Source organism: Streptomyces sp. SM10 (genome assembly GCF_002910915.1).
Taxonomy (GTDB): domain Bacteria; phylum Actinomycetota; class Actinomycetes; order Streptomycetales; family Streptomycetaceae; genus Streptomyces.
In genome coordinates this window covers 1-12839 of record NZ_NEUF01000195.1, presented here as the reverse complement: position 1 = coordinate 12839, position 12839 = coordinate 1, and the positions used below count along the sequence as shown (strand labels likewise).

Here is a 12839-nt window from a genome sequence, read left to right as displayed (position 1 = left end):
CCGTGGTGGCAGCACCGGCGGCGGCTTCCGCCGCGACGACCGCAGCAGTGACCGTGGTCCGCGTCGTGACGACGACCGGTCGAGCAACTTCCGGCGCGATGACCGTGCCCCGCGTCGTGACGATGAGCGTGGTGGGTACCGCGGTGGCCAGCGCGATGACCGTGGTGGCCGTCCCAGCGGTGGTGGTTTCGAGCGTCGTGACGACCGTGGTGGCCGCCCGAGTGGTGGTTTCGAGCGTCGTGACGACCGGCCGCGTGGCCCGCGTCGCGACGACGACCGCCCCGGCGGTTTCCGTCGTGACGACAGCCGTGGTGGCAGCACCGGCGGCGGCTTCCGCCGTGACGACAGCCGTGGTGGCAGCACCGGCGGCGGCTTCCGCCGCGACGACAGCCGTGGTGGCGACCGTGACCGAGGCCCGCGCCGTGACAACGACCGGGGCAACGACCGCGGTGGCTACCGCGGTCGTGACGACCGTGGCGGGTACCAGGGACGCGACGACCGGGACCGTGAGCCCATCAAGCGGCTTCCGATTCCCGATGACGTCACCGGTGACGAGATCGACAAGGATGTCCGGCAGGAGCTGCTGAGCCTGCCGAAGACCCTCGCCGAGGACGTGGCACGGAACCTCGTCATGGTCGCCCGACTGATCGACGAGGACCCCGAGCAGGCTTACGCGTACTCGCGGATCGCTCTCCGGCTGGCGTCGAGGGTCGCCGCCGTGCGTGAGGCAGCGGGCTTCGCGGCGTACGCCACACAGAAGTACGCCGAGGCGCTGGCGGAGTTCCGTGCGTCACGCCGGATGACCGGCTCCGTGGACCTGTGGCCCGTCATGGCCGACTGCGAGCGCGGCCTGGGCCGTCCCGAGCGGGCGATGGCCATGGCCGGCGAGCCCGAGGTCCAGAAGCTGGACAAGGCCGGACAGGTCGAGATGCGTCTGGTCGCCGCGGGAGCCCGCAGGGACATGGGGCAGATCGACGCCGCGATCGTCACCCTGCAGAGCCCCGAGCTCGCCTCCAGCGCGGTCCACTCGTGGACGCCGCGCCTGCGTTACGCCTACGCGGACGCGCTCCTGGAGGCAGGTCGCGAGGACGAGGCCCGTGAGTGGTTCGGGAAGGCCATGGAGGCCGACAAGGACGGCGCGACCGATGCGTCCGACCGGCTCGCCGAGCTCGACGGTGTCGAGTTCGTCGACGCACTCGGCGACGACGATCCTTCCGACGCGCCTGTGGACGTGAACGAGCAGGACGACTCCCCGGGCGAGGACTCGCTCGCCGGCGATGATGACGCGGACGACGAATCGGACGAGGACGAATCGGACGTCCGGGGCGACGACGAGGACGGCTCCACGAAGGCCTGAGGCCTGATGAGCACGGAATAGGGAGAGGGCGGCACCCCAGCGGGTGCCGCCCTCTTCGCGTTCCGGCCCCGCCGCTCCGTGGAGGCGCCGTCACCCCGGACCGTCGGTCGGACCGATGGCCTCAGCCGATGTCCAGGCTGCGCAGGACCAGCCCCGTGGCCGGCTTCGGGCCGAACGAGGTCGACTTGCGGGGCATCGTGACGCCCTGCCGCGCCAGGTCCCGGACGGTGTCCTCGCGTACGGGACGCATCAGGACCGCCGTGGCGCCGTGCCGCTCGGCCTGCTCGACCGCCGCCGCTGCGTCGTGGATGTAGGCGATGTGCTCCGGGGCGTCGGGAATCCGCCAGACGTCGTCGATGAGGGTGGAGTGCAGCACGGTCGCGTCGAGCGCCCGCCAGGCGGCGGGCCGGTCGGTTCGGACGGTGCGGGCCAGCAGCCCCTCGTCCGGCCGGTCCACGAGGTGGAAACGGCCGTCACCGGCGAGGAGGAAGGCGTTGTCGTCCGCGGTGGCGCCGGTAAGCGCGTCGAGGGCTCCGGGCAGCGGCCCGTCGACGGAGCGGACGCGGAAGAGGCCGTCGAGGGCGCGGAGCGCCTCGGAGACCGGAAGGCGGTGCAGCAGCCGGTGGATGGCGCGCACCCGCAGCGGGTAGCGGGCCGTGTCGACGAGCAGGACGAGACCGAAGTCCCAGGGCCCCGGAGCGGACTGTTCCCGCTGGAGCCTGAGATAGGTGGCCCAGCGGTGGTGGCCGTCGGCGATCAGGGCCTGGCGCCGGGACAGGTCGGACTCGATCTCTCCCCGCTCCGAGGGATCCGTGACGGCCCAGAGGCGGTGGCTGAAGCCGTCCTCGGTCGTCGTGGTGAGCAACGGAAGACGTTCCACCACCCGCTCGATGACAGCACTCGCGCCGTTCGGTCCGCCGTCCCCCGCGTAGCTGAGGAGCAGAGGTTCGAGGTGGGCGGCCGCGGTGCGCATCAGGTCGGCGCGGTCCGCCACGATGTCTACCATCACGTCCTCGTGCGGCAGCACGATGCCCTCAGAGGCGGGGGAGAGCGCCAGGGCCCCGATCACGCCGCGCTGCAAAATGTCGCCGGCCCGCTGCTCGTAGACGTAGAGCACGGGCTCCGGGTCCGGGGCGAGGACGCCCTCCGTGAGCCAGCGCTGCAGGGTGTCGGCCGCCTGCCTGTGGCGTGCGGCCGCCGTGTCCGCCTGCGGAAGGATGAGCCGCACGATGTTGTGCGGGTCCGCGGACTCCAGATGGTGCAGACCGTCGGGCCGTACGACGACGTCGTACGGGGGTGAGGTCACAGCGGCCAGGCTGCCGACCTGCTCGGGGACGTACCGCAGTCCGCGGAAGGGGGTCAGCCGCAGTCCCCGGCTGACGGCGGGCCCGGATGTGTTCATTTGTGCATCGTATGTGCGCTCCCGCGATGCGCGATGATCGGGGGAGAGGCATGGAAAGAGGAGCGCAGGCATATGAGTCAGCAGTACAGGTCCCGGCCGCTCGGAAACGGCGTGGCGCTGAGCGAGGCGTACGACACGGCTCTGCTCGACCTCGACGGGGTGGTGTACGCCGGAGGGCACGCCGTCGTCCACGCCGTCGAGTCGCTGGGCACGGCCCGCGAGGGCGGCATGCACCTGGCGTACGTGACGAACAACGCGCTGCGGACGCCGGACGCGGTGGCCGAGCACCTGACGGAGCTCGGGGTGCCGGCCGAACCTGCTGATGTGATCACGTCGGCTCAGGCGGTGGCCAGGCTGATGGCCGATCAGCTGCCCGCCGGGGCCAAGGTGCTCGTGGTCGGCGGGGAGGGGCTGCGGGTCGCGCTGCGCGAGCGCGGCCTCGTGCCGGTGGAGTCGGCCGACGACGATCCGGCCGCCGTGGCGCAGGGGTTCGGCGGGCCCGATCTTCCGTGGGGCCGGTTCGCCGAGGCGGCGTACGCGATCACGCGCGGAGCGGTGTGGTTCGCGTCCAACACGGATCTGACGATTCCGGGCGCCCGCGGCATCGCGCCGGGCAACGGGGCGGCCGTGGAGGTCGTGCGGATCGCGACCGGCGCCGAGCCGCAGGTCGCGGGCAAGCCGCTGCCGCCGATGCACCGCGAGACCGTGCTGCGGACCGGGGCGAAGCGGCCGCTGGTCGTCGGGGACCGGCTGGACACGGACATCGAGGGCGCGTTCAACGGCGGTGTGGACTCCCTGCTGGTCCTCACCGGGGTGACCGACGCGGCGCAGCTGCTCGCGGCCGGACCCAGATACCGGCCGACCTACGTGGACCGGGACCTGCGGGGGCTGCTCACCGGTCAGCCCGAGGTGTCGGAGGAGGACGGCGGGTTCCGCTGCGGAGGCTGGACGGCCGCGGTGCGCGGGGACGCGCTCGCACTGGAGGGCGAGGGCGACGCGATCGACGGGCTGCGGGCCCTGTGCGGGGCGGCGTGGACGTACGCCGGGGAGGGCTCGTGCGAGCTGGACGTGGCGAAGGCCGTGGCCGGTCTGGAGCTGTGAGGGCCCCGGACCTGGTGCGGTATGCGCGAGTTGAGCAAGTAGGAGGATAGGCTAACCTAACCACGTGTTGGTCGAGAGTCCCCCCGAATCGAGTTCCGGTCCCGAACCCGTGCCGGACACACCTGCGCGCGCAGGGCGCCACGCGGCACGTGCCGCGGGCCTGCTGGTCGCCGTCGGCGTGCTGGTGCTGGTGTGCCTCGCGAGTGTCGCGATCGGTGCCAAGGCCCTCCCGCTCTCCGAGGTGTGGCACGGGTTGTTCCACTACTCGGGCACCAACGGCGACGTCCTCGTACGGGACGTGCGGGTCCCGCGCACCGTCCTCGGGCTGATCGTCGGGGCCGCCCTGGGGCTGGCCGGTGCGGTGATGCAGGCGCTGACCCGCAACCCGCTCGCCGAGCCCGGCCTCCTGGGCGTCAACGCGGGCGCTGCGGCGGCCGTCGTCTCGGCCATCACCTTCCTCGGGGTCACCTCGCTGACCGGGTACGTCTGGTTCGCCTTCGGCGGCGCCGCGATCGTCTCCGTGGCCGTGTACCTGCTCGGCGGCAGCCGGTCGGCCAACCCCGTACGGCTGGCGCTCGCCGGCACGGCGGTCACCGCGGCACTGTTCGGTTACGTCAACGCCGTACAGCTGCTGGACTCGGCGGCGCTGGACCGGCTGCGCTTCTGGACCGTGGGATCGCTGGCCTCCGCGAACCCGGAGACCGTCGGCAAGGTGTGGCCGTTCATCGCGCTCGGCGTGCTCCTGGCCCTGCTGATCGCCCGGCCGCTGAACGCGCTCGAGATGGGCGACGACACCGCCAGGGCGCTCGGTGCGCATCTGACGCGTACCCGCGTCCTCGCGATGGTGGCCGTCACCCTGCTGTGCGGGGCGGCGACCGCCGCCTGCGGGCCGATCGTCTTCATCGGGCTGATGATCCCGCACCTCGTCCGCTCCCTCACCGGCCCCGACATGCGCTGGATCCTGCCCTACGCGGCCGTGCTCGCCCCCGTGCTGCTGCTCGGCGCCGACGTGGTGGGCAGGATCGTCGCCCGCCCGTCCGAGCTGCAGGTGGGCATCGTCACCGCGCTCCTCGGCGGGCCCGTCTTCATCCATCTCGTACGACGCAAGAGGATGGCCCAGCTGTGAAGGCCGCGCAGGACACCACGAGGACGGTCCGCGCCGTGCGGACCTCCGGCGGGCTCTCCTTCCGGGTGGACGCCCGGGCGTTCGCCGTGATCGCGCTCATCGCCGCGGTGGCGGTCGCCGCCGCCGTGGTGCTGATCGGCAGCGGCGACTACTCCATGTCACCCGCGCAGGTCGTCACCACGCTGTTCGGCAACGGTACTTTCCAGCAGGAGTTCATCGTCACGGAACTGCGGCTGCCCAGGATCCTGGTCGGGCTCCTCGTCGGTGCCGCGCTCGGTGTCGGCGGAGCCGTCTTCCAGAGCGTCTCCCGCAATCCGCTCGGCAGCCCCGACGTCCTCGGCTTCGGACAGGGCTCGGCGGTCGGCGCGCTCACGGTGATCGTGCTCTTCCACGGGGGACCCGCTCAGGTCGCGGCGGGAGCCGTCGCAGGCGGCCTGCTGACGGGCGTCGCCGTCTACCTGCTGGCCTGGAAGCGCGGGGTGCACGGCTACCGGCTCGTCCTCGTCGGCATCGGCGCGGCCGCGATGCTCACCGCCGTGACCCACTACCTGATCACCAAGGCCAACCTCGTCGACGCGACCCGCGCCGTCGTCTGGATGACCGGCTCGCTCGACGGCAGGGACTGGGCCCAGGTCTGGCCGCTGCTCGCGGTCTGCTGTCTGCTCATCCCCCTGGTCCTCGGCCACGGGCGCGCCCTGCGCATGATCGAGATGGGCGACGACGCCGCCCACGCCCTGGGCGTGCGCGTCGAACGCACCCGGCTCGTCCTGCTCGGCTGCGCCGTGCTGCTCGTCGCCGTCGCCACCGCCGCCGCCGGACCCATCGTCTTCGTGTCGCTCAGCGCCCCCCAGGTGGCCCGCCGGCTGACTCGTGCCCCCGGCCCCAACGTGGCGGCCGCGGCCGCCACGGGCGCGGCCCTGCTGCTCGTCGCCGACTGGACCGCCATGAACGCCTTCGGTGACCGCCAGCTGCCGGTCGGTGTGGTCACCGGCGTACTCGGCGGCTGCTACCTGCTGTGGCTCCTCGTGTCCGAGCGCCGGGCGGGACGCATATGAAGCCGGGCACGCCGGACACCCCGCTGACCACCCCCACAGACTCCGGGAGTACGACCATGCAGCGCCTCACCGCGGACTCGGTGACCCTCGGCTACGACCAGCGGATCATCGCCGAGAACCTCTCGGTGGAGATCCCCGACCACTCCTTCACGGTCATCGTCGGCCCCAACGCCTGCGGCAAGTCGACCCTGCTGCGTGCCCTCTCCCGGATGCTGAAGCCGAGCGGCGGAGACGTCCTGCTGGACGGGCGGTCCATCCACCGGATGCCCGCGAAGAAGGTCGCCAGGACGCTGGGCCTGCTGCCGCAGTCCTCCATAGCCCCCGACGGCATCACCGTCGCCGACCTCGTCTCGCGCGGCCGCTACCCGCACCAGGGACTGCTGCGCCAGTGGTCGCCCGAGGACGAGCGGATCGTGAAGGAGTCCATGGAGTCGACCGGTGTCGGCGAGCTCGCCGACCGGTACGTCGACGAACTCTCCGGCGGTCAGCGCCAGCGGGTCTGGATCGCCATGGCCCTCGCCCAGCAGACCCCGCTGCTGCTGCTCGACGAGCCGACGACGTATCTCGACATCCAGCACCAGATCGACGTGCTCGACCTCTGCGCCGAACTCCACGAGACGCAGGGCCGCACGCTGGTCGCCGTGCTGCACGACCTCAACCACGCCGCCCGGTACGCCACGCACCTCATCGCCATGCGTGAGGGCGCGGTCATCGCCGAGGGGGCGCCCGGCGACGTCGTCACCGCGCAGCTCGTGGAGGAGGTCTTCGGGATGCGGTGCCAGATCATCGACGACCCCGAGACGGGAACCCCGCTCGTCGTCCCCGCCGCCCGCAGGAAGCGCACAGGAGCCTCTGTCTGAGGCCCCCGGGGTCACAGCAGGGACTTGAGCTTCAGCAGATCGCGGAAGCCCGCCTCCAGCCGCACCCGGCCCGACCCCCAGGCCTTCGCGAAGTTCAGCTCGCCCCCGACCATGGCCACGAGGTCGTCCCCTGTCATCGCGAGCCTGATCTCGGCCTTCTCCCGGGGTGGGCCGTCGTGCGTGTCGAGCACCCGGATCCGGCCGTCCGCCAGCCGTCCGGTGAACGTCACGTCGAGATCCCTGATGTGGCAGCTCAGCGAGCGGTCGAGGGCGGCGGCGCCGCGCACGTCGCCGTCCGCCCCCGCCAGGTTGTCGGAAAGTGTGTCGAGTGCGCTGCGGCACTCAGCCATGGTCGCCATCGTCACCGACGGTACACCGGCCGTTCGGGGTAGCGTTCCCGCATGAGCGACTGGACGCCGGGGCCGGACACGGCGCAGCGGGGTGAGGCGGGCGAGACGGCCGCCGGAGCGCCCGCAGCGCCTCCCGCGCCCTCCCACGACCCCGCCCCGCCCGCGCCGCTCGGAGTCGCGCGCACCCCCACCGGGCACGCCGGTGTCGACGCGCGGCTGGAGCGTCTGGCCGACGCGGACCACCTCGCGGCCGACGGCCACACCGAGGTGTACGAGGATGTACACCGTGGGCTGCGCGACGAGCTGACCGCGCTGGACGCACGGCCCGCACCCGCACCGACGCCCACGCACGACAACAGGAGCTGAACGAGAAGTGGCAGGAGTGGCACGTCGCCGCCTCGACGCCGAGCTGGTACGCCGCAAGCTCGCCCGCTCGCGCGAGCACGCGAGCCAGCTGATCGCAGCCGGGCGGGTGACGGTCGGCGGGAACACCGCGACCAAGGCCGCCACCCAGGTCGAGACCAGCGCCGCCGTCGTCGTCGTCAAGGACGACAGCGACCCCGAGTACGTCTCGCGCGGCGGGCACAAACTGGCGGGCGCCATCGCCGCCTTCGCGCCCCTGGGCCTGAAGGTCGAGGGGCGGCGCGCGCTGGACGCCGGGGCCTCGACGGGTGGCTTCACCGATGTGCTGCTGCGGGCCGGGGCGAGCCACGTCGTCGCCGTGGACGTCGGCTACGGACAGCTCGCCTGGTCCCTCCAGTCCGATGAACGCGTCACCGTCAAGGACCGTACCAACGTGCGTGAACTGACGGTGGAGCAGATCGACGGGGTGGAGGTGGACCTGGTGGTCGGCGACCTGTCGTTCATCCCGCTCGGCCTGGTCCTGCCCGCCCTCGCGCGCTGCGCCGCACCGGACGCCGACCTGGTGCTCATGGTGAAGCCGCAGTTCGAGGTGGGCAAGGAGCGCCTCGGCAGCGGAGGTGTGGTCCGCAGCCCCGAGTTGCGGGCCGAGGCGGTACGGGAGGTGGCGCGCCGGGCCGGTCTGCTGGGCCTCGGCGTCCAGGGGGTCACGGCGAGCCCGCTGCCCGGTCCGTCGGGAAATGTCGAGTACTTTCTGTGGCTGCGGGCCGGCGCACCTGAGCTGGATCCCGCGGATGTCGACCGTGCAGTGGCGGAGGGGCCTCGTTGACGACGCATGCGGCACAACCAGGGAACGCGGAACGCACTGTCTTCCTGCTGGCGCACACCGGCCGCCCGGCCGCGATCCGCAGCGCGGAGCTCGTCGTCCAGGGCCTGCTGAGGAACGGCCTCGGAGTCCGTGTGCTGGCCGTGGAGGCGGAGGACCTGCCGCTGCCGCCGTCCGTGGTGAAGGTCACGGACGCGACGCCCGCGGCCGTGGACGGCTGCGAGCTGCTGATCGTGCTCGGCGGGGACGGGACGCTGTTGCGCGGTGCGGAGATCTCCCGTGCCTCCGGCGTACCGATGCTCGGCGTCAACCTCGGACGGGTGGGTTTCCTCGCCGAGGCCGAGCGTGACGACCTGGACAAGGTCGTCGACCGCGTCGTCACGCGTGCGTACCAGGTCGAGGAGCGGATGACGCTCGACGTCCTCGTGCACAGCAACGGCACCGTCGTGCACTCCGACTGGGCGCTCAACGAGGCCGCCGTGCAGAAGGTCTCGCCCGAGCGGATGCTCGAGGTCGTGCTGGAGATCGACGGCCGCCCGGTGACCGGTTTCGGCTGCGACGGGATCGTCTGCGCCACGCCGACCGGCTCGACCGCGTACGCCTTCTCGGCGGGCGGCCCCGTCGTCTGGCCGGAGGTCGAGGCCCTGCTGATGGTGCCGATCAGCGCCCACGCGCTGTTCGCGAAGCCGCTGGTGACCTCGCCCGACTCGGTACTGGCCGTGGAGGTGCAGCCGCACACCCCGCACGGGGTGCTGTGGTGCGACGGGCGCCGGACCGTCGAACTGCCCGCCGGGGCCAGGGTCGAGGTGCGGCGCGGAGCCGTCCCCGTACGCCTGGCACGACTGCACCAGGCGTCCTTCACCGACCGGCTGGTGGCCAAGTTCGCGCTGCCCGTGCAGGGCTGGCGGGGCGCTCCGCACTGATCTCCGGGCTGCTGCTCACACCCGCGTGAGTGAACCGGGGACCGGGGTCCGTCGCACACCGGGCCCCGGACCTCGTAAGGTCATGTCCGTGTTGGAGGAGATGCGGATACGGTCGCTCGGAGTCATCGACGACGCGGTGGTGGAGCTGTCACCCGGTTTCACCGCGGTGACGGGCGAGACCGGCGCGGGCAAGACCATGGTCGTCACCAGCCTCGGGCTGCTGCTCGGCGGGCGCGCGGACCCCGCCCTGGTGCGGGTCGGAGCCAAGGCCGCGGTCGTCGAGGGGCGCATCACGGTGTCCCCGGGCGACGCGGCGGCGCTGCGCGCCGAGGAGGCCGGGGGCGAGATCGAGGACGGTGCACTGCTCGTCAGCCGTACCGTCTCGGCCGAAGGGCGCTCCCGCGCCCATCTCGGGGGCAGATCCGTGCCCGTGGGCGTGCTCGCCGAACTCGCCGACGAACTCGTCGCCGTCCACGGCCAGACCGACCAGCAGGGGCTCCTCAAGCCCGCACGGCAGCGCCAGGCCCTCGACCGCTACGCGGGTGAGGGCGTCGAGACCCCCCACGCCACGTACGCCGCGGCCTACCGGCGGCTGCGCGCGGTCGTCACCGAGCTCGACGAACTGACCACCCGGGCCAGGGAACGGGCCCAGGAGGCCGATCTGCTGCGCTTCGGCCTCGACGAGGTCGCCGCGGTGGAACCGCTGCCCGGGGAGGACACCGAGCTCGCGGCGGAGGCCGAGCGGCTCGGCCACGCCGAGGCCCTCGCGTCCGCGGCGGCCCTCGCGCACGCCGCGCTCGCCGGCGATCCGGAGGACCAGGAGGGCGTGGACGCCACCACCGTGGTCGCCGCCGCCGGGCGGTCCCTGGACGCCGTACGGGCGCACGACCCCGCGCTGGCCGCGCTGGCCGACCGGATCGGCGAGATCTCGATCCTGCTCGCCGATGTGGGCGGGGAGCTCGCCGGATACGCCGACCAGCTGGACGCCGACCCTCTGCGGCTCGCGGCCGTGGAGGAGCGGAGGGCCGCGCTCACCGCGCTGACCCGCAAGTACGGCCAGGACATCACGTCCGTGCTGGCCTGGGCCGAGGAGGGCGCCTCCCGGCTGACCGAGCTCGAGGGCGACGACGACCGGATCGGTGAGCTGACCACGGAGCGCGACGCGCTGCGCGGCGAGCTCTCCGCGCTGGGCCAGGAGCTGACCGACGCGCGGACGGAAGCGGCGACGCGCTTCGCCTCGGCCGTCACGGAGGAGCTGGCGTCGCTCGCCATGCCGCACGCCCGCGTCTCCTTCGCCATCCGGCAGGCGGAGGCACCGGACGAGGCGTCCGGCATCGACATCGGCGGCCGGAGCGTGCTCTACGGCCCGTCCGGCGCCGACGAGGTGGAGCTCCTGCTCGCACCGCACCCCGGTGCCCAGCCCCGCCCCATCGCCAAGGGCGCCTCGGGCGGTGAGCTGTCCCGGGTGATGCTCGCCGTCGAGGTGGTCTTCGCGGGCTCCGATCCCGTGCCGACGTACCTCTTCGACGAGGTCGACGCGGGGGTCGGCGGCAAGGCCGCCGTCGAGGTCGGCCGGCGCCTCGCCAAGCTCGCCAGGTCCGCGCAGGTCGTCGTGGTCACCCACCTGCCGCAGGTGGCGGCCTTCGCCGACCGGCAGCTGCTGGTCGAGAAGACCGTGGACGGATCGGTCACCAGGAGTGGCGTCACGGTCCTGGAGGGCGAGGACCGGGTGCGGGAGCTCTCCCGGATGCTCGCCGGGCAGGAGGACTCGGAGACCGCCAGGGCGCACGCCGAGGAGCTGCTGGAGACCGCGCGGGTCGACGGGTAGCGGCCGCCCGTCGTCAAGTTCGGGACCCCTGCCTCACTCGAAAGAGTGGGGTGGGTCGTCCCGCTTCCGACGCGAGGACGGGAGCAACGTTTCGTCGGTCCCGGAACGTGCGTACGGACTGGCATCCTTGGCGCTGTACATACCACCGACTCGGGAGCCCCGGGAGCCGATCAACGTGTCACAGCTGCGTACGGTCCAAGTCCTGGGCGGCGGTGCCGGAAGCAGCGCTCATGTCAGCTCGCTCGCCGCGGGCCTGGTCGCCCGGGGCGTGCAGGTCACCGTCTGCGCCCCGGCCGGTTCGGGCCGCGCCCACGGCCTTGCGGCGACCGGCGCCCGCTTCGTCGCGGTGCCCCGGCGCAGCGATCCCGCGGCCGTCGCCGCCCTCCGGACCGCCTGCACCGGGGCCGACATCGTCCACGCCCACGGGCTGCACGCCGCCGTACGCGCCGGGATCGCGCTGAGCGGCCGGGGCACCCCGCTGGTCGTGACCTGGCACACCCGGGTCCACGCCGAGGGAGCCCGCGGCCGGCTGCTGCGGCTGCTGGAGCGGAGAGCGGCCCGCGCGGCCGCCGTCGTCCTCGGCACCTCGTGGGAGCTGGTCGACCGGGCACGCCGCCGGGGCGCCAGGGACGCCCGGCTCGCGCCGACGCCCATCCCCGTGAGCCGCTTCTCCGGCGCTCCCGACGACGGCAAGGCGCGCGCCGAACTGGGCGCGGTCGGAAGGCCGTTGCTGGTGTCGGTCGCCCAACACGGCCATGACACCCTGCTGGACGCCGCACGCGCCTGGCGCTCGCTGGACCCCGTACCCCTGCTGGCCGTCGTGGGGGAGGGACCCCGGTCCGGTGCCCTGCGGAGCCGGATCGCCGAGGAGGGCCTGCCCGTCGTCCTCGCCGGAGGCTCCCACGACATCGGGGACCTCCTCGCCGCTGCCGACCTCGCCGTGCTCCCCGGCCGCGGGGAGGGCGGGCCGCTGCTCGCCCGGGAGGCCCTCCGTCTCGGGATCCCCCTGGTCGCGGCCCGTGCCGACGGACTGCCCGAACTCGTCGGCGAAGCCGCCGCGCTGGTCCCGTACGGGCACGCCGAAGCGCTGGCCGACACCGTCGCGGAGCTCCTCGGCGACCCCGCACGGCGGGAGCGGCTCGCCGAATCCGGGCGCGCCCAGGCCGCCGGATGGCCCACCGAGGAGGACACGATCGCCCATGTGCTCTCCGTCTACGACGAGTTGGTGCAACCCCTGGCCGGGGACCGCGCCTGAGGGCTGTCCCGTCCGGCCCCGCGTGCCCGGCCCGTCCGGTCTGCGCGAGGTCCCGGGGTCAGCGGATGTGGCGGCGGGCCCGCAGGGCCAGGCTCAGGGCGAGCACCGACTGGGGGTCGTCGAGGTCCGTGCCGAGTACCTCGCCGATGCGCGCCAGCCGGTTGTAGAGCGTCTGACGGTTCAGATGCAGGTCGCGTGCGGCCTCCGCCTTGCGGCCCGCGTGAGCGAGGTACGCCTCCAGCGTGGGCAGCAGCGCCGGACGTGAGGTCCGGTCGTGCTCTCGCAGCGGACCGATCGCCCGCTCCACGAAGGACTCCAGGTCCGGATGGTCCCGCAGCCGCCACAACAGCAGATCGATGTCCAGGCGGCGCGCGTCGTACCAGGGCCGCTCGTCCA

Annotated in this window: 13 protein-coding genes; 10 read left to right on the top strand and 3 right to left on the bottom strand. The window is 73.2% G+C overall.

The annotated features are described in order from the left end of the window. The first annotated feature begins 583 nt into the window (after positions 1-583). Positions 584-1357 carry a tetratricopeptide repeat protein gene (locus tag B9S57_RS33980; RefSeq protein WP_103760999.1) on the top strand — a complete coding sequence of 258 codons (774 nt, stop codon included), beginning with the start codon at positions 584-586 and terminating at the stop codon, positions 1355-1357. 121 nt (positions 1358-1478) lie between these two features. Here B9S57_RS33980 and B9S57_RS33975 read toward each other — a convergent pair whose 3' ends face one another. Continuing rightward, positions 1479-2759 carry a DUF1015 family protein gene (locus tag B9S57_RS33975; RefSeq protein ID WP_103760996.1) on the bottom strand — a complete coding sequence of 427 codons (1281 nt, stop codon included), beginning with the start codon at positions 2757-2759 and terminating at the stop codon, positions 1479-1481. Between the two features lie 72 nt (positions 2760-2831). Here B9S57_RS33975 and B9S57_RS33970 point away from each other — a divergent pair, with 72 nt between their 5' ends. From B9S57_RS33970 to B9S57_RS33955, 4 genes are all read left to right on the top strand, one after another. Beyond that, positions 2832-3860, top strand: a complete 1029-nt coding sequence (locus B9S57_RS33970; RefSeq protein ID WP_103760995.1) for an HAD hydrolase-like protein — start codon at positions 2832-2834, stop codon at positions 3858-3860. Positions 3861-3969: 109 nt separating this feature from the next. Beyond that, positions 3970-4986, top strand: coding sequence for an iron ABC transporter permease (locus B9S57_RS33965; RefSeq protein WP_103760998.1), 1017 nt, complete (start codon positions 3970-3972; stop codon positions 4984-4986). Beyond that, positions 4983-6041: an iron chelate uptake ABC transporter family permease subunit gene (locus B9S57_RS33960; RefSeq protein WP_103760994.1), complete on the top strand. Its 1059-nt coding sequence runs from the start codon at positions 4983-4985 to the stop codon at positions 6039-6041. The genes B9S57_RS33965 and B9S57_RS33960 overlap by 4 nt, the downstream gene beginning before the upstream one ends. Positions 6042-6097: 56 nt before the next feature. Beyond that, positions 6098-6901: an ABC transporter ATP-binding protein gene (locus tag B9S57_RS33955; RefSeq protein WP_103760993.1), complete on the top strand. Its 804-nt coding sequence runs from the start codon at positions 6098-6100 to the stop codon at positions 6899-6901. Positions 6902-6912: 11 nt separating this feature from the next. Here B9S57_RS33955 and B9S57_RS33950 read toward each other — a convergent pair whose 3' ends face one another. Further along, entirely contained in the window at positions 6913-7260 is a 348-nt protein-coding gene (locus B9S57_RS33950; protein ID WP_103760997.1) for an SCP2 sterol-binding domain-containing protein, read from the bottom strand. Positions 7261-7302: 42 nt separating this feature from the next. Between B9S57_RS33950 and B9S57_RS33945 the strand changes: the two genes are divergently transcribed. The 5 genes from B9S57_RS33945 to B9S57_RS33925 all read left to right on the top strand — a co-directional run bounded on the left by B9S57_RS33945 (position 7303) and on the right by B9S57_RS33925 (position 12443). Continuing rightward, the gene (locus B9S57_RS33945) at positions 7303-7617 is read left to right on the top strand and encodes a hypothetical protein (RefSeq protein WP_103760992.1); all 315 of its coding nucleotides are present in this window, start codon (positions 7303-7305) and stop codon (positions 7615-7617) included. A gap of 7 nt (positions 7618-7624) precedes the next feature. After that, positions 7625-8440 (top strand): TlyA family RNA methyltransferase, encoded by an 816-nt coding sequence (locus tag B9S57_RS33940; RefSeq protein ID WP_103760991.1) that lies wholly within the window; start codon positions 7625-7627, stop codon positions 8438-8440. Next, the gene (locus B9S57_RS33935; protein WP_103760990.1) at positions 8437-9360 is read left to right on the top strand and encodes an NAD kinase; all 924 of its coding nucleotides are present in this window, start codon (positions 8437-8439) and stop codon (positions 9358-9360) included. Before B9S57_RS33940 ends, B9S57_RS33935 begins: the two co-directional genes overlap by 4 nt. An 82-nt stretch (positions 9361-9442) precedes the next feature. Continuing rightward, positions 9443-11188: a DNA repair protein RecN gene (gene recN, locus B9S57_RS33930; protein ID WP_103760989.1), complete on the top strand. Its 1746-nt coding sequence runs from the start codon at positions 9443-9445 to the stop codon at positions 11186-11188. A gap of 175 nt (positions 11189-11363) precedes the next feature. Beyond that, positions 11364-12443 carry a glycosyltransferase family 4 protein gene (locus B9S57_RS33925; protein ID WP_103760988.1) on the top strand — a complete coding sequence of 360 codons (1080 nt, stop codon included), beginning with the start codon at positions 11364-11366 and terminating at the stop codon, positions 12441-12443. Positions 12444-12501: 58 nt separating this feature from the next. Here the strand turns inward: B9S57_RS33925 and B9S57_RS33920 are convergent. Next, positions 12502-12839, bottom strand: a 338-nt coding sequence (locus tag B9S57_RS33920) for a CdaR family transcriptional regulator (RefSeq protein ID WP_146057841.1), incomplete at its 5' end; no start/stop codon positions are given.